This window comes from Pseudomonas sp. Pseusp49 (assembly GCF_059491875.1).
This window is the reverse complement of sequence record NZ_CP168514.1, coordinates 4,836,170-4,853,320: the sequence shown is the minus strand read 5'-3', so window position 1 is coordinate 4,853,320 and position 17,151 is coordinate 4,836,170. Positions and strand designations below refer to the sequence as shown.

The following is a 17,151-nucleotide window of genomic DNA, read 5'->3' as shown; positions in this document are numbered from 1 at the left end:
AGTGGTCCTGGCCACAGATTGTCATTTGGTTTGAGCAGTTCTTGAGCTCGCCCTAATGAACGACCCTCACCGTTCGTTTATTGGGCGAGCTTTTTTTATTTTTGGAGACTACCGCCCATGGCACTGCACCCGGACATCGAAGGTTTTCTGGAACTGGCCGAGTTCGGCCGCCTCAGCGGCAAAAGCCAACCCATGCATGAGCTGTCGCCTGGCGAAGCCCGGCAGCAATTCGAACAGACATCGCAGTTGCTCGATGCCACCCCGATGGGCGCATTGACGGTGACGGCGGTCAGCCTTCCAGCGCGGGACGGGCATGTGCTCAATGCGCGGCTGTACGCCAAACCGCAACCGCACAACGAGCCGCGCCCGGTGTTGTTGTACTTCCATGGCGGCGGCTACGTGGTGGGCAGCCTCGATTCCCACGACACCCTGTGCCGGCGTCTGGCGCTGGCGGGGGAATTTGCCGTGTTGTCGGCGGATTATCGACTGGCGCCGGAACACCGTTTCCCCACCGCTTACAACGATGCCGAAGACGTGACGCGCTGGCTGGCTATTACCGGCGCTCAAGCCTTGGGACTGGACGCGAGGCGCATAGCGCTGGCAGGGGACAGCGTCGGCGGCAGCCTGGTGGCATCGCTGTGCATCGCCATGGCCCAGGACCCGCTGGGATGGCCGCTGGTGCCGCGCCTGCAAGTGTTGCTGTACCCGGTGATCGACGCGGTAAAAAAACGCCCGTCCCTGGAGCGATTCGCCGAAGGCTATCTGCTGGAAGCCACCACGCTGGAATGGTTCTACCAGCAATACCAACGCAGCGAAGCGGATCGTGCCGACTGGCGTTTTTCACCGCTGTACGCCGAAGGCCTGGAACGCCTGACGCTGACGGTGCTGTGGCTGGCCGAGTACGATCCATTGCTCGATGAAGGCCTGGCCTGGGCCGAAAAACTGCGGGCCGCGGGGCAACCCCTGGTGCTGGAGGTGAAGGCCGGCATGACCCACGACTTTGCGCGCATGGGCGAGATGGTCCAGGAAGTGCCGGGGATGCTGGTGCAACTGGCGGCGCAGATCAGCGAGAGCCTAGGCTGACTTGCGACGACGGGGCTTACCCTGATGAAACCTATGGCGAGAGGGCTTTTGTGGCGAGGGGGCTTGCCCCCGTTCGGCTGCGCAGCAGCCGTAAACCCGAACAACGCGGTATGCCTGAAGAACCGCGATCGCTGGTTTTGGGGCCGCTACGCGACCCAACGGGGGCAAGCCCCCTCGCCACAGAAAGCCCAGTCACTGCAACGACGGCGGCGACTAAGGCGGATCCAGCCGATCCAGCGCCCGATTCACCGCCAGTTCCCCCAGCATGATCACCTGCGCAATCCCCAACAGCGCATGGCGACTCGTCCCCTGCAAATGATCCACCAGATCGTTGGCCATGACATTGGCCGACGCCAGCGACTCACAGGCGTGCACCAGCAGGGTTTCGGTACTGAGTTCGGGATTGACGATGAACAAGGTGCTGGGTGCGCGCGGGGTGGCCATGATGCCGGGGCCTGGATCGAAGGCGCGCTCGGCGGCTTCATGGGATTGTTTTGATTCGGGACTTTCGTGTGGGGAGGTCGGGTCGGTGTCCGGCGGATTCGGAGTAACTTTGAACATAGATACTTACCTTCAAAGAGGGCCGCACCAGTTCGCTACTAAACGAAGGGGTGGCAGCTGTGCGCAAGTTAGTAGACCGGTGAGGTAAGCAAAAACCGGCGCGCCCGAGGACGCCATGCGCACAGCCACCATCAAGCACAGGCGAATACCTGACTGATGATACTCATGCGACCGCTCTTACCTTGGCCGGGCTACTAAACCCGATCACTGGAAATCAGTGACCCGAATCAAGTTACCGACGACTCCCAAGGCGCACAAGCCGGCGGATTCTGGCGTACATGTAGGCAACGACGCAAGGCGTTGTGGCTTTCATGAAGTAACCTGTAGGCCGCTTAAACAGGCGCTATCGAGTGGGTCTTAATCTGCTGTTATGCCTTATCAAAGAGCGTTGAATTCCCCGGAGTCGGCAGGAAGCGTCCTACGAAAGTTTGCGGTTGGCCGTGGGAAGTACAGCCCTTACGATCTGAAAAAAACTGCTAAATTCACCGCCCGATTTGCACGACAAGGATTGTTCTTACATGAAACCTGTTGCCCGGTTGATGGCTGCATCCAGCCCATCAGCGTGCTGAAAAAAACCAAGGACGATTCAATGTCGGATCTTAGAAAAAACCTCATCAGTTGCCTGATATTCCCCATCGCCCCAGTCGCTGTCATTTATCTCACCGCAGCCCTGTGCAAGGACATCTGGATGGAAGGTTTCTACACGCCCGGCGAGGATGGCGGAGAAGTCGAACTCACGTTGACGCTCTACATCTTTCCGCTGCTGCTGATTATTTTTGCCCCTTTGCTGGCGGGGCTGACCGTGTTGACTCGTTGGGGGGCGCGGCGCTTTGTACCCGGAGCCTGGTGGCGGTGGGTAATGGCGATTCCACGCGTCATCCTGGCGGCCATTTCATTGTTTATGTTTTTGCTTTCGACCGGTTTCCTGATGGGGGATGTAATCGGCCCTTTCAGGCATTGGCAGGTGGCGTGTGCGTGGGTAGCCTGCGCGGTCACCGTGGGGGCGTTTGTGGTTCAGCAATTTTCACGCTTGAGGGAGTAGTTCTCAAGCCACGGACGGGGTTGCCGAGCTATCTTCCGCATCGTGTATCGGCTATGTAATATCGACATCGGCCCGATGCTACCCGCCGTTCACGCCCGCCGGGAAAGAGAAAAACGGCTCCTCCTTATTGATCAGCCGTTGCGATCCGCTGCGACCTGACCCGCTTTGAACCATCTGCTACTTAGGATGAACACGCCATGACCACGCAGGACATTTCGCTTCAAGACATCGCCGCGCCTGAAGGCGTTTGTTATGGCTGCGGCAGCCAGAACCCGCACGGGCTGCACATCAAGAGCTTCTGGCATGAAGACGGGGTGCATGTCATGGCCGAGCATATGCCCGATGACAAGTATTGCGGCTGGCCGGGTCTGGTTTACGGCGGTTTGATCGCGATGCTGGTCGATTGCCACTCCAACTGGGCCGCGATGGCTTATCACTACCGCGCCGAACAGCGCGAAGTGGGCAGTTTGCCCCACGTCACCTGCGTCACCGGTAACCTGGGCATCAAGTACAGCAAGCCTACCCCCATGGGCGTACGTCTGACATTGCGGGCAAGAGTCGAGGGTGAGGTCGGGCGCAAAAGTCGCGTCATCTGTGAGGTGTTCGCCGGGGACGTGCTGACCGCTGTCGGGGACTCCACGTTTGTCCGCGTCGATACCGAGCAACTCCGGACCGCCGCGCACGACAACAAGGTCGGCTCCTGACCCCGGCGCCTCACCGTTCGTCAGCGAGCCAGCACCTTTCCCGATATCGGGTCTTCCAAGGTTTATACCTCACCGGGGAGACCCAAATAATGAACAGGAAAATGCTCGCACTCATGGCTGCGGGTCTGCTGTCGACGGGCTCTTTTTTTGCGCTGGTCGCCGAGAACGCGACGGCGGGTTCCGCTGTTCCGCCTGCTGCCGTGCCTGGCATCAACCAGCCGCAGGTTGCTGAAGCCAAAGACGAGAAGGCCGACAAGAAGGGCGAGGAGGCTGCGGGCTCAAACTCCGGCGCCGATTCGCAAGCGACGGAAAAGGATGCCGCGACCTCAAGTGGTTCGACGGACGAAGAAAACGAACCCACGCGGTGACGGCCTGAATCGACCGGTTTGTCCCGGCCATTACGCGACGTCTACGCCATCACCCGGTTGCGCCCGCTCTGCTTGGCCAGATAGAGACGTTCATCGGCCAGTTTCAGTACGCTTTCGGGCATTGGGGTGTCCGCACTCCGGCAAGCCACGCCGATGGACATCGTCAGCTTTCCAACCTGCGGCACCTCGGTCTGTGCGATGTGCTCGCGTATCCGCTCGGCAATGACCCTGGCGGTATCCAGCGGCGTATCCGGAAGGATCAGCGCGAACTCTTCACCACCGGCGCGGCAGGCGAGGTCGCCGGTCCGGGAGTTCTGCTTGAGTATGCCGGCGACCTCTTTCAGGGCCACGTCACCGGCGTCATGCCCGAAGGTGTCGTTGACCTTTTTGAAGTGATCGATATCCAGCGCCAGCACCGAATAGGCTTGCCCGGTTTTTGCCAGCAGATCCAGTACGCCGCCCATGGCCCTTCGATTGGCCAGGCCGGTCAGGGGATCGCTTTGCGCTTCGTGGCTGAGCTGGCCAAGCTTTTGCTGGAGCAACTGCACACCGGTCAGCATGGCCTGGCGAATGGCCGATGCGTCGCGGTACCAGGCATGGACTTGCCGCAGTTGCTCGGTCGTTTGCGGGGCGGCCAACTGGTCGGCGGCGGCCGATAACTGGCGCAACGGGCGGGCGATCAGGGTGGTCCCGAGCAAAATCAGCCCCAGCCCCAACAGCCCGGCAGGGATCATGTCCAGGACCATGTCGCGCATGAGTTGTCCCAGCGGCGCCAGGCTGAGGTCCCGGGGTTGTTGCGCGACAACCGCCCAGTTGGCGTCCGGCACCTGGGCAAAACCGGCGAGCATGGGCACACCTTTGTAGTTCGGGCCTTCCAGGGAGCCACGTTCGCCGCGCAAGGCCGCATCGACCGTCAGGCTCCAGCCCAGGACCTCACCGATGCGCTTCTGGTCCGGGTGATACAGCAGCCGCCGATTGCCATCGGCGATGAACGCAAAGGTCCCTTCGTGATGGAAGTGACGGCTGATGATCGTATGAAAGGTGCTTTGCTTGAGCAGGTAGACCGAGCCGCCGACGACGCCGAGGAACGCCCCTGAGGGGTTGAAAACCGGTTGTGAAATGAACACCACCAGGTTGCCCGCCGCGGAAACGTAAGCGGCGCTGACCGCTGGACGACGTTCCTTGAGCGCCTGCTGGATGCCCTCCGACGTCAATGTGGCGCCGACAATCTGCGAGGTATCCGGATAGGCCTGCAGGACTTTGCCTGCCGCATCCACAATGGCAATGGAGTTGAAGTCGGCATCCTGGGCTTGCAGGCGGATGGCTTCTTTGCGCAGCACTTCGGGGTCGTTCCAGTGCTGGCCGAGGGCCGTGGCGCTGTAGTTCAAGCGACTGTGCGCCGAATTCAGGAACTCACCGATGCTGGAAGCGACTTTTGCGGCATAGGCTGCGTTGGCCTCAAGCGTCGTATGGATCAGGGACTGACGCTGCACCCGGTAAGCGACGTAGAGGCTGTTGCACAATGTCGCGAGGACTGACAGCAGGACGAAGAAAAGAATCAGCCCTCGCAGGTCGATGGGCAGGGGCCTGGACAGCCTCGCGCGGCTACCTTGCTGGTTGATGGCGCTGTTGGGGTCATCCGCTGGCGTCGTCATTTTCGATCCGTGAATGGTGTGCTGTGAGGGGGGGCAAAGACTGCCTTGCAGGATAGGCAGAGAGCGCCGAGTTGTCACATGCACGCCACAGAAAACAGAATCGGGTCCTTGCGGCTGATGCCGATCAGTCGAGTCCAGACCCTGATCTTGACCCTGATCCTGTGGCGAGGGAGCTTGCTTGTGGCGAGGGAGCTTGCTCCCGCTGGACTGCGCAGCAGGCCCATTTTTTGGGGCCGCTTCGCGACCCAGCGGGAGCAAGCTCCCTCGCCACAGGTGATCGGCGCTGGTCAATCCCTTAAGGGACCCGGCAATCAGTACTGCGCGCGCAGGCTCAGGGTCACGGTGCGCGGGTCGCCGTAGAAGTTGGTGCCCCAGGACGCATCGACGCGGTCGTAGTACTTGCGGTCGAACAGGTTGTTGGCGGTGAGTGTCGACGACAGGTTTTCGTTGAACTTGTAGCCGACCTGCGCCGTGGTGATCGCAAAGCCGCCTTGCTGGAACTTCACGTCTCGCTGGTAGTAGGTGTCGCTGACCGCCCGCACGCCACCGCCGACGCTGAAGTCCTTGAGCGGACCGTCGGTGAACTCGTACTTGGTCCACAGGTTGAAGTTGTGCTTGGGCGTGATGGTGCTGAATGTCTTGCCTTTGTTGGCCGCGTCGCCGTCCAGGAACTTGGTGGAGGTGTAGGCGTAACCGGTGACGATGCTCCAGTTTTCGGTCAGGTTGCCGCTCAGTTCGGTTTCCCAACCCTCGCTGCGTGCCTTGCCTTCGGTCATGTAGGCACCGGAGTTGTTGTCGTATTCGGCGCGGTTTTCATCGTAGATGCGAAAGGCCGCGAGGCTGGCGTTCAGGCGACCGTCGTAGAACTCGCGCTTGAGGCCGATCTCGTACTGCTTGCCTTCGCGCGGGCCGACCGGCTCGCCGTCCGTACCGATTTCGCTCTGCGGTTTGAACACGCCGGTGTAGCTGAAGTAGGTCGACAGTTCCGGGGTAATCTTGCCGATGATGGCACCGTACGGCACGACCTTGCGGTTGATGCTGGTGTGGGCTTCGCCGAAGTTGTTGAAGAAGGCGTTGGCGTTCTTCGCGTCGGCTTCGTACCAGGTCACACGGCTGCCGCCGATGACATCGAGCCAGTCGGTGACGTTGAACTTGGCACGGGTATAGACCCCGTACTGGTCGGACTTGGACCAGTTGCCGTTGACGTGCGCATAGTCGTTGCGGGGAATGTCGATGCTGCCCGGATCCCACACGTTGATCGGGAAGTACTCGCCGCCGCCGTAGGTGAAGTCCTTGTCCAGGTGCTGGTACTCGGCGCCCAGGGTGAACTCGTGGCGGCGATCGGCGAACTCGAAGGGCGTGGTGACGAAGCTGTCGACACCGATGGTCTTGATGTGGGTGTAGTAGTCGTAGGCCACGGCCCAGCTGTCACCGGTGGCCGGGTCGACCGCGCCGTCGGCCCAGGTGAAGTTACGCTCCGGGGTTTCGGCATCGCGGTAGGTCAGGGTGGTCTTGAATTGACCGCCGTTGTCCAGTTCGTGATCAACTTCGGCAAAGGATTCCCAGACCTTCTCGTTCAGGGTGTTCCACTTGGCGTCGACGAAGGTCGAGCGCGGAACGTCCAGCAACGAGCCATCGGCGTAGGCCGGCAAGCCGAACGCCGGGGTGGAGTTGTTCTTCTGGTAAGCGCCGCCGACCGACAGGGTGGTGGCCGGGTCGAGGTCGAATTCCAGGCGACCGTAGACCATCGGGCGTTCGTTCTGCGCGTAGTCGACGAAGGACTGGTTGTTCTCGTAGGCGGTGATGAAGCGGCCGCGCACGGTGCCCTGGTCGTTCAGTGGGCCGGTGACGTCGACCATGGAGCGGTAGTGATCGTAGGAGCCAGCGGCCAGTTCGCCACCGAGGGCGAATTTGCCCAGGGCGCGCTTGCGCACCACGTTGATCGTACCGCCGGGTTCACCCGCGCCCTGGTACAGGCCCGACGGACCGCGCAGCACTTCGATGCGGTCGTACATCGCCAGGTCGAAACTGGTGGCCATGTCGCCCTGGCCGGTGGGTTGCGAGACGCCGTCGACCTGCACCTGGTCGACGAGGAAGCCGCGCATGTAGACGTCGTTGAGGCTGGAACCGGAGTTGTAGGTCTTGATGGTCACGCCGGTGACCTGGCGCATGGCGTCCTGCAGGCTGTTCATGTTCTGGTCGTCCATGCGCTGGCGCGTGACGACGGACACCGACTGCGGGATGTCCTTGACCTTGATATTGCCTTTGCCGATGGTCACTTCATCGCTGGTGTAGGAGTGCGTGCCTTCGGTGGTCGGCCCCAACGCCACGCCGGTGATGGACGTCGCACCCAGCTGCAATGCACTGGAGTCACCGACCGCCGGCACCAGCGACACGGTGTTGCCATTCAACTGAAAATTGATGCCGCTCCCCAGCAGCAAGGTTTTCAGTGCCTGTTCCGGTTCCATGTTGCCGGACACCGCCGTGGACTTGATGCCGTTGACCATGTCCTGGCTGTAGAGAATCTGCAGGTTGGTCTGCTGGCCCAGTTCGCGCAATGCACTGGCCAGCGACTGGGCCGGCACGTTGACGTTTACCGGGGCCGCTTCGACCTGGGAAGTACCCAGCAGCAACAGGGTCAACAGCGCGCCCGGTACGACAGTTCGGAATTTCTTTTGCCGATCGATGGCTAATGCCAAGGGTGCGCGGGACAGAGTAAGGCTTTGCATTGCTCGAATCGCTCCAGAAGGGGGTGTGCAGTTTTTTTTAGTTAATGATAATTATTATTAGACGTACCGCTTTGCCTAAACCGGAAAACAAACTTCAAAAAAACAACAACCTGCGTGCAACCACCGCTGTCAGGCGGTCGCGCGCTCGGTGACGACCCGGCCCGATTCCATGCGCACCAGTTGATCGGCCATGTCGAAATAACGGTCGTCGTGGGAGATGACGATGATGGTCTTGCCCAGGCGTTTGAGGTCCGGTAGCAGCTCGGTGTAGAAGATGCGGCGGAAGGTCGGGTCCTGGTCGGCGGCCCATTCGTCGAACACCAGCACCGGGCGTTCTTCCAGCCAGGCATTGACCAGGGCCAGGCGCTTGCGCTGGCCGGTGGACAGGTCGGTGGTGGTGAAACTGCCGTCCCTGACGCTGACCTTGTGCGCAATTTCCAGGCGTTGCAGGTAGGCATTGGCATCTTCGGGGATGTGCTGGTCACCCTGCACCACGTCATCGAACAGGTAGTAGTCGGCAAAGATCGTGGTGAACAACTGGCGGTAGTCGTCTCGATTGTGCGCATCGATGCCTTGGCCGTTGAGCAGGATTTCGCCGTGTTGCGGGGCGTAGAGGCCCAGCAGCAACTTGATCAGCGTGGTCTTGCCGCAGCCGTTTTCGCCGACGATGAAAATGATGTCGCCTTGCGCGATGCTCAGGTTCACCGGGCCGAGGCGAAACGCGTCGCTGCCCGGCGCGGCGGGGAAGGCGTAGCTGACGTTGTTCAGTTGCAGGCTGTCGACCACGGCCGGCGGGGTGCCTGGGTCGTTGAGCAGCAGGTGCGGTTCCGGCGAGGAAAACCGGCTCGACAGTTCGGCGATGCGGCGAAAGGCGATGCGCGCCCGACTCACGATCGGCAAGGTGCTGACCAGGTGCTCGATCGGGCCTTTCATGTACAGCAGCACCAGCACGAATCCGCTCATCACCGCTTGGTCGGCGCTGGGCCAGAAGGATTGCAGGGCCAGCGCCAGGCCGATGACCACGAAGAACAGCATCGAGCCGAGGGTCTTGGCGATCACGAAGGTGTTGATCGAACGTACCTGGGTGTCGCAGATGAAATCGGCGGTGCCCTGGATGCCCTTGACGAACATGCGCTGGCGGCGCGGACGGTGGATGCGCAATTCCTTGGCGCCGCCGGCAATGGCGTTGTAGTGCTTCTGCAATTCGTCTTCGGCGTCGCGGGCGGCCATGAACCCCTGGATACCCTTGCCTTGCGCGTAGAACTGGATACCGGTGCCGATGGCAATCGCCAGCACCATCATCAGGAACATCGGCCACGACAGCATCGCCAGGTAACCCATGCAGCCGAGGGTCACGGTCAGGGAAATGGCGAGCGGCGCGAAGGCGAAGGCGAAGTCGCTGATGGTATCGACGTCGTGGGTCAGCACCGGGATCAGTCGGTGGCTGCGGTAGCGCTCGATCTGCTCGATGGGCGCCGACAGCACTTTTTCCCCCAGCTCTTTGCGCAGTTTGGCAATGATGTGCTGGCCGACGTAGTTGGTGCCGATGTCCGAGCAGATCGAACTGCCCAGGGCCAGCAGGCACAGGCCGCCGAACAGCGCGACCACGCCCTGGGTCAGGCCGTCCGGCGAATGCAGTGCGTTGTTGATGGTGGCCAGCAGCACCGTCACGCTCAGGCCGCCGACCATGCCCAGGAGGATCGACAGACTGACGACGAGCCGGAACGGTTTCAGGAGGCTGAACAATTCATGAATTGCACCGCGCGTTGGCTGGGTCATGAGCAGAGGGTTCCTTGGGTCTTGAGGCAGATACCCAGTAGAACGTCTGATGGGGGGCTTAATTTATATGGTGGGCGACACAAAACCTGTGGGAGCGGGCTTGCTCGCGAAGGCGGTGGCTCAGAAAAGTTGATGTTGGCTGACACGACGCCTTCGCGAGCAAGCCCGCTCCCACAAGGTGTGGGGGGAGGTTAGAGACTGCGTACTACACGGAATCCGATCCAGTCACCACGGGTCTGCGGGTCGATGTCGTTGCGGTTGCCCGAACGGGAAAACACCGGTGCTTCGCCCCAGTCGTTGCCACGGATGCGCAGGGTGTCGCAGTCGGGCTCGGTCCAGGCGCTGCCGTCGGTGGGCGCGCCGACGTAGTCCGGGTGATAGCAGTCGGCGATCCACTCGTAGACGTTGCCGTGCATGTCGTACAGGCCAAAGGCATTCGCTGGGTAGCTGCCGACCGGCGAACTGTAGCTGTAGCCGTCGGTCGGGCCGTAGGTGTTGGCGTGGGTGGCGATGCTGTACTCGGTGCCGGGGTCGAACGGGAAGGGGAACGAGCCCGTCGATCCGCCACGGGCTGCGTACTCGCGCTGGGCTTCGCTGACGATGTGGTAGTGCTGGCCGGTTTTCATCGACAACCAGGCGACGTAGGCGCTGACCTCGGCGAAGTTCATGCACACCGCCGGCTGGCGCGGGCCCTGGGGGTAGCTCGGCTTGCCGTTGCTGCACGCGCGGCCGGGGCGGGTGTCGCCGTCGGGCAGGGTGATGCCGGTTTCCTTCATGTATTGGTTCCATTCGCCGGCGGTGATCTGGTAACGGCTCATGGCGAACGGTTTGTCGAACGTCACCTCATGCATCGGGCCTTCATCAGGCTCGCGGCCGACTTCGTCGTCCGGGGTGCCCATGGTGAAGGTGCCGGCGGGCAGCACCACCATTTCCGGGCAGTCACGACAATCCTTGAAGACTTTACCCGGTAATGGCGCCGTATACGCCTGGGCCAGGCCTGGCACGGTACTGCCGAGCAATCCCAGCAGCATCAGGGCGCCGAGGTTTTTGAGGGGGCTTTTCATAGAGGTTCTCGCTGCTTGAAATCGGTGGGTCAGAGCCGGCTGGCCAGCAGTTCCATCAATCTGTCGATGTGCGCCTGGGTATTGAGCAACCCCGGCGACACTCGAATGATCGGCCCGACATCACGGTCCACGGCATCGCACACCACGCGCTGATCCATCAGGTAATTGGCGACTTCTTCGCAGTCGCGGTTCTTGATGCGGAAGAAGGTGAAACCGGCGGAATATTCCGGTGACAGGGGCGTGACCAGTTCCACCGACGGGTGCTGCTGCAAGCGTTTTTTCAGGTAGCTGTTGATGTCATGGATGCGTGCCGCGACCTCGGCCTTGCCCAGGTCCAGGTGCAACTTGAAGGCTTCGGTCAATGCCCAGCGGTGTTCGAACGAGTGATAGCCGCCGTAGGTCATCACCGTGGAAAACTGCGTGGCTTCGGAGAAGGTCGGGATGGTCGGGGTCACGTCCTTGAGCTCGTCGGAACGGGCGCAGATGATCCCGGTGCCCCGTGGGCCGAACATCCATTTGTGGGTGCCGGCGATGAAGAAATCGCAGTGCATGTCCGGGAAGTCGAGGTTCTCCACGCCGAAGCCGTGGACGCCATCGATTACGTAGAGAATGCGGTCCTTGTCCTCGCGGCCACGGTTTTTCTCTTCCACCAGTTTGCCGATCTCGCCGATGGGCAGCTTCACGCCGCTGCCGGAGTGCACCCAGGTCATGCCCAGTACGCGGGTCTCGGGGCGAATGTTGCGCTCAATCGCGGCCAGCACTTCGGCGGTCGAGACCTTGTACGGATCTTCGAACAATTTGATCTTGCGAACCTGGGTGCCGTCCTTCTGGGTACGGTATTCGAACACGCTGTTGGCGGCGTAGTGCTCGTGTTCGCTGGTGAGGATTTCCTGGTCCGGGCGCACGTGGATGCCGGCGTAGATCATCGCCAGGCCTTCGGTGGTGCTGCCGGTCAGGGCGATCTGCGACGGTTTGGCTTTCAAATAGCGCCCGGCCCAGACGCGCACCTCTTCTTCGCGGCGTTCGGTTTCACCGCGATGCCAGTCCATGGCCAGGCCTGGGTTGCGATCGAGGTTGGCGCGGTGCATCTCGATGGCTTCACGCACCGGACGCGGGTGCGAGGTCACCAGGAAGTTGGCGAAGTGCAGGTAGTTCGGGTCCTGCGTGAACAGTTGACGCAACTGGTCCCATTTGTCCTTGGGCAAGGGTGCCGGGGCAGCGGCCAGTGCCGGCAGGTTCACGGCCGAGGCCAGGGGAATGCCGGCCGCCAGAATGCCGGCCTGCTTGAGGAATGAACGACGGTTGGTCATGGATTCGGTTCGCTTTGGCAAAAGGAAATAATCAGTTCTGGACCACGGGCCGGGAGGACTTTTGCACCTGGTCCCAGACCCGCAGGAAATTGCCGCCCCAGAGCTTGGCGATGTCGGCCTCGCTGTAGCCGCGGCTGATCAGTTCGGCGGTCACGTTGCGGGCTTCGCTGACGTCTTTCCAGCCGTCGAGGCCGCCGCCATCGTTGAAGTCGGAACTGATGCCGACGTGGTCGATGCCGATTTTTTTCACGGCGTAATCGATCGCGTCGCCGTAATCCTTGAGGCTGGCCTTGGGTTCTTCGTCAAGGATCGAATAGAGCTGGCTGGCGTACTCGCCGAAACGCTGCTCGGGCCAGACGGTGATCACCGGGTCACCCGGCATCAGCGCCATCTCCAGGCCTTGCAGCGGTTGCAGGTCGAAGCGCGCGCGCAGGTCGTTGAGCTTGTCCTGGGTGGCCTGGCTCAACGGGCGGATGTAGGTCGGGAAACCGACAATCTGCACCACGCCGCCGCTGTTCTTGATCAACTGCATTTCCCCATCGCTGAGGTTGCGCGGGATGTCCACCAGGGCGCGCGGCGCCGAGTGCGAGGCGACCATCGGCGTGCGGCTCAGGTGCGCGACCTGCTCCAGGGCCTTGGTCGACATCTGCGACACATCGATGATCACGCCCAGGTCGTTGAGACGCTGCACCGCTAGCTTGCCGATGTCCGACAGCCCGCCGAGGGCGTCCCGCGAGTCATTGAAGAACGGCAGCGGCCGCGACGAGTCGGCCCAGGCGTTGTTGCCCACGTAGCTGAAGCCGAACATGCGCATGCCGCGCGCCGCCCACTTGTCCAGGGCGTTGAGGTCATTGCCCAGCGGGTAGGCGTTGAGCATGCTGATGAAGATCGCGAACTTGCCTTCGCCGTGCAGGCGACGGAAGTCGTCGGGGGTGTAGGCGATGGCGACTTGATGGGGGAAGTCACGCACCATCGCGCTGATGATCTTGTAGCGGGTTTCCTGTTCGTGTCGGGCCTCGTCGACGAAGCCGGCGGTCGGGCGATGGGGCGCGTTGGGGCCGTTCCAGATTTCCGGCCAGCCGAAAATCGTCAGCGCCGCCCCGGACAGGCGCCCGCGTCCGGTCTTGACCAGGTCGAACTGGCCTTCGCCGTCCTTGTCGACTTCGTTGCCGGCGGTGCCGAAGTCCATCGGTACGGTGATGTGGCTGTCGAACGAGAGGATACGCTCCTGCAGTTGATCGGCCTGTTTCATCACCTTCACCGGGTAGCCGGGATTGTCCCTGAACCAGTAGTCCCAAGCCCCGAAGCCTGCCCCCGCGCTGATCGCCAGGGCCAGCGGCAAGCCGATGAAAAGAGCCTTTTTCGAACGTGGTTTTGTCATTGCCGTCTCAGTCAGGTTCGCCGTCGGGGGGCAGGCGCGGGGGCCTTTGCTATCTGGGGGGAACGAGTGGCTGGCCATGGAATTTAGGTTGCTCCCAAAAGATCGCAGCCTTCGGCAGCTCCTACAGGTGGGTCCCATGTAGGAGCTGCCGAAGGCTGCGATCTTTTGGGCGCGCCATAAATTTCCGGATGCAACAATCGTTCTAGCTTGGATAAAGCCTGCTCCATGGCTGACACAGGTAGGGCAATGACGATTTCTCGACGATGGTTCCTCGCGGGTCTGGCGCTGACCGGTGCCGCCGTGCCTGCGGTCTACTACGGGCATCGCGAACTGACCAAACCGGACCCGACGATTACCCCGGACGAAGCCTCGTTCGACGTGGCGGACGTGGCCGGCCAACGGTTGGCGGACGCCTTGCGCGGGGTCTGGCAGATTCGGTTCGAAGGTCGTGACGCCGGTCTCGAAGGCTTGCCCCTGGAGGGACTGGAGGTCTTTCTCGACATCGCTCACAAAGGTCGTGGCGTCGTCGGTTTCCTCGACACCGCCGAGCGTTTGCGCTCTGCCGAGGAGCCCCGTTACCGGGTGCTCGGCGATCTGTCCGGGGCCAACCCGAAGCAGCTCGGTTGGCGGCTGCTGGGTGCCAGCGGCTGTTGCGAGTACGAATTCGACATGACCCTGGATGAGGTCTGGGCCGGTTTCGCTAACGCCGGCAGCGGCAGTCTCAGCGGGCGTGTGCTGGACCTCAAGCGCCCGCTGATGCTGACGGCCCAGGACAATCGCTTCATTGCCGTCAAGCGGGTGTTCCCTGAAGCGCGCGAACGCAGCGGCCTCAATCCGACCCTGCTGGCCTGGCTGGTATCGCCGCAGCACCGTTTGTTCCACCAGCTCTGGCATGCCTCCCGGGACAAATGGCACAAGCTGTCCGAAGACCAGCGCGGCGCCCTGCGCGGGCTCGGCTGGCAACCCGGTCCGCGAGACAGGGAGCGCGATGGCCGAGGTGTGCGCAAGGATCGCAACGGTTCGGGGGTGGACTTTTTCTTCATGCACCGGCACATGCTCGGCACGGCGCGTTCGATGCAGGACTTGCCGTCCTGGACGCACTTCCCGTTGCCGCAGCCGGAGCTGGCGCGGGACCGGCCCGGCTTCGCCCGGTACTTCGACAACCACGATGGCACCGCGTTGCCGCCGACCTGGCTGGCCGAGGACGATGACGAGTACACGCAATGGGTCAGTGACATCAAGACCGGCGAGACGTACCACAGCAATTTCCAGGTCTGGGAATCGCGCTACCGTGATCCGCGTTACCTGTCGACGCTGACCCTCGGCCAGTTCGGCTCGGAGGTTGAACTGGGCCTGCACGACTGGCTGCACATGCGCTGGGCTTCGGTGCCGCGCGATCCGTCCAACGGTCAGCCGGTTCCGTTTGCCCGTGATCCGGCAGACTTTTCCGCGCGCTGGTTCGCCGCGGAAAACGACTTCCTCGGCGACCCGTTTTCCTCCCATGTGAACCCGGTGTTCTGGCATTTCCACGGCTGGATCGACGATCGTCTGGAGGACTGGTTCCGCGCCCATGAGCGCTTCCACCCGGGACAGATCAGTCGGCTGCAGGTCAATGGCGTGCCCTGGTTTGCACCGGGACGTTGGGTCGAAATCGATGACCCGTGGCTCGGCCCGGTCACCCATGGCTGCAGCACCACGCCGGGGTTGCAGGCGGGCAAGTCAGTGGAAATGGACCCGGAAACCATGAAGCTGGCGTTGCGCATTACCTTTGGCGAGGACGAGAAGAAGCTGAAGGATTTGTTCCGCAAGGTGCCGCAGCGGCCGTGGTATGCGCGCAATCTGAAGGCTAAGCAATCTCAGGCTTGATACCGCGTTATCGTTCAATCGCTGGCAAGCCAGCTCCCACAAGGTTTTGTGTTTGCCGCATGATCCGGGCACGACGCATAACCTGTGGGAGCTGGCTTGCCAGCGATGGCGTACGCAGCGGCCGTGAAAGCAGAAGATCGCAGCCTTCGGCAGCTCCTACATGGGAATGCGTACCCTGTAGGAGCTGCCGAAGGCTGCGATCTTTTGATCCTTAGAGCGCCTGCCACCCCCCACCCAACGCCTTGTACAACGCAATACTCGCCTGCATCCGCGACAAGCGCAGTTGCACATTCAAATCCTGCGCCGCATACAGCGTGCGTTGGGTTTCCAGGACCGTCAGCAAATCCTCGGCCCCGGCCTGGTAACGGCTTTGCGCGATGTTGAACGCGGTCTGCGCCTGGCTCAGTTCTTCACTCTGCCAGCCGCGCTGTTCATCCAGCCCGCGAATGCTGTTGAGGGCTTTTTCGACGTCGGCGAAGCCGTTGATGATCGCGCCGCGATAGGTTTCCAGCAGTTCTTGCTGGCGCGCCGTGGCCTTGTCGCGCTGGGCGCCGAGGCGGCCGTTGTTGAATACCGGCGCAAGCAGCCCGGCGCTGAGGTTGTAGAAGGGGCTGCGCAGAATATCGTCGGCCCGGTCGGCCCCGGAGCCGATTTCGGCGGTGAGGGTCACGGTCGGTAGCATCGCAGCCCGGGCGACGGTGACGTCGGCCTGGGCGGCGGCCAGTTGCGCCTCGGCCTGGGCAATGTCGGGACGGCGGCTGAGCAACTGGCTGGGCACCCCGGCATCGATGGCGGGCCAGGTCAGTTGATCGAAGCGTTCCTGACCCAGCGACAGTGCCTGCACCGGGCGGCCGAGCAGGGCGGCGAGGCTGATTCGTGCCTCTTCGGCCTGTTGCCGCACCAGCGGCAGCTGGCGTTGCTGCGCCGCCACCAGGCTTTTTTGCTGCGCCAGTTCCAGGGCCGTGGCCGAGCCCGAATCGAAGCGGGTCTGCACCAGCTTCAGCACGCTTTGCGCGTTGGCCAGGTTCAACTCGGCGATGCGGCTCTGCTCCTGCAACGACAAGGCTTGCGCGTAACTGTTGGCCACGCTGCTGAGCAAGGTCAATTCCACGGTGGCCTGATCGAACTCGCTGGCGTCCAGACTGAATTGCGCACTGTCGCGGCTGGCGCGCTGGCCGCCCCAGAAATCGATTTCGTAGCTGGCCACCAGGTTCGCATTGAAGTAGTCGACGGCGTCGTTATCGCTGTCGGCATCGAGCTGACTGTAGCCGTTGCCCCGCATCAGCTTCTGGCGATTGGCATTGGCCGCGGCCTTGACCTCCGGCAGTTGCGAGCCGCCGGCGATGACCGTGTCGGCCTGGGCCTGGCGCACTCTGGCGATGGCGGCGGCCAAATCGTAACTGCCGAGCCGCGCCTGTTCGATCAGGCGACCCAGCTGCGGACTGCCGAAGCGGTTCCACCATTGCCGGTTGTCATGGACAGCGCCTGCGGTGTGCGGCGATTGCCAGGCGGCCGGCGGCTGGATGCCGCTGTCGGGGCGCTGGGCGGGGGTGCCGCAGGCACTGAGCAACAGGCACAGGGTTAACACACTGAGTGGCGGCTTCATCAA

General features: G+C 62.2%; 13 protein-coding genes. 5 read left to right on the top strand and 8 right to left on the bottom strand.

Annotated elements, in window-relative coordinates; genetic code table 11:
* Window positions 1-117 precede the first annotated feature (117 nt).
* Window positions 118-1,083, top strand: a complete 966-nt coding sequence (locus ACEN83_RS21620; protein WP_495578380.1) for an alpha/beta hydrolase — start codon at window positions 118-120, stop codon at window positions 1,081-1,083.
* Window positions 1,084-1,296: 213 nt separating this feature from the next.
* Here ACEN83_RS21620 and ACEN83_RS21615 read toward each other — a convergent pair whose 3' ends face one another.
* On the bottom strand, window positions 1,297-1,644 hold the full coding sequence (locus ACEN83_RS21615; protein WP_495578379.1) for a DUF6124 family protein: 348 nt from the start codon (window positions 1,642-1,644) through the stop codon (window positions 1,297-1,299).
* A 508-nt stretch (window positions 1,645-2,152) separates the two neighbouring features.
* Between ACEN83_RS21615 and ACEN83_RS21610 the strand changes: the two genes are divergently transcribed.
* The 3 genes from ACEN83_RS21610 to ACEN83_RS21600 all read left to right on the top strand — a co-directional run bounded on the left by ACEN83_RS21610 (window position 2,153) and on the right by ACEN83_RS21600 (window position 3,758).
* Window positions 2,153-2,686, top strand: coding sequence for a hypothetical protein (locus tag ACEN83_RS21610; RefSeq protein WP_495578378.1), 534 nt, complete (start codon window positions 2,153-2,155; stop codon window positions 2,684-2,686).
* 197 nt (window positions 2,687-2,883) lie between these two features.
* Window positions 2,884-3,390, top strand: a complete 507-nt coding sequence (locus tag ACEN83_RS21605; protein ID WP_495578377.1) for a PaaI family thioesterase — start codon at window positions 2,884-2,886, stop codon at window positions 3,388-3,390.
* Between the two features lie 89 nt (window positions 3,391-3,479).
* The gene (locus tag ACEN83_RS21600) at window positions 3,480-3,758 is read left to right on the top strand and encodes a hypothetical protein (RefSeq protein ID WP_495578376.1); all 279 of its coding nucleotides are present in this window, start codon (window positions 3,480-3,482) and stop codon (window positions 3,756-3,758) included.
* Between the two features lie 41 nt (window positions 3,759-3,799).
* On the opposite strand, the gene ACEN83_RS21595 is transcribed toward ACEN83_RS21600, so the two are convergent.
* From ACEN83_RS21595 to pvdM, 6 genes are all read right to left on the bottom strand, one after another.
* Complete coding sequence (locus tag ACEN83_RS21595) at window positions 3,800-5,413, bottom strand: diguanylate cyclase (RefSeq protein WP_495578375.1); 1,614 nt, start codon at window positions 5,411-5,413, stop codon at window positions 3,800-3,802.
* Between the two features lie 311 nt (window positions 5,414-5,724).
* Window positions 5,725-8,142 (bottom strand): TonB-dependent siderophore receptor, encoded by a 2,418-nt coding sequence (locus tag ACEN83_RS21590; RefSeq protein ID WP_495578374.1) that lies wholly within the window; start codon window positions 8,140-8,142, stop codon window positions 5,725-5,727.
* Window positions 8,143-8,271: 129 nt separating this feature from the next.
* The gene (locus tag ACEN83_RS21585) at window positions 8,272-9,921 is read right to left on the bottom strand and encodes a cyclic peptide export ABC transporter (protein ID WP_495578373.1); all 1,650 of its coding nucleotides are present in this window, start codon (window positions 9,919-9,921) and stop codon (window positions 8,272-8,274) included.
* 191 nt (window positions 9,922-10,112) lie between these two features.
* Window positions 10,113-10,985 (bottom strand): dihydropyoverdine dehydrogenase, encoded by an 873-nt coding sequence (gene pvdO, locus ACEN83_RS21580; protein WP_495578372.1) that lies wholly within the window; start codon window positions 10,983-10,985, stop codon window positions 10,113-10,115.
* A 29-nt stretch (window positions 10,986-11,014) separates the two neighbouring features.
* Window positions 11,015-12,295, bottom strand: a complete 1,281-nt coding sequence (pvdN, locus tag ACEN83_RS21575) for a pyoverdine-tailoring periplasmic protein PvdN (RefSeq protein ID WP_495578371.1) — start codon at window positions 12,293-12,295, stop codon at window positions 11,015-11,017.
* Window positions 12,296-12,326: 31 nt separating this feature from the next.
* The gene (gene pvdM / locus ACEN83_RS21570) at window positions 12,327-13,676 is read right to left on the bottom strand and encodes a pyoverdine-tailoring dipeptidase-like protein PvdM (RefSeq protein WP_495578370.1); all 1,350 of its coding nucleotides are present in this window, start codon (window positions 13,674-13,676) and stop codon (window positions 12,327-12,329) included.
* Window positions 13,677-13,922: 246 nt separating this feature from the next.
* On the opposite strand from pvdM, the gene pvdP reads away from it, so the two are divergent.
* Window positions 13,923-15,542 (top strand): pyoverdine maturation tyrosinase PvdP, encoded by a 1,620-nt coding sequence (gene pvdP / locus ACEN83_RS21565; protein WP_495578369.1) that lies wholly within the window; start codon window positions 13,923-13,925, stop codon window positions 15,540-15,542.
* A 211-nt stretch (window positions 15,543-15,753) separates the two neighbouring features.
* On the opposite strand, the gene ACEN83_RS21560 is transcribed toward pvdP, so the two are convergent.
* On the bottom strand, window positions 15,754-17,148 hold the full coding sequence (locus ACEN83_RS21560; RefSeq protein WP_495578368.1) for an efflux transporter outer membrane subunit: 1,395 nt from the start codon (window positions 17,146-17,148) through the stop codon (window positions 15,754-15,756).
* Window positions 17,149-17,151: the final 3 nt, after the last annotated feature.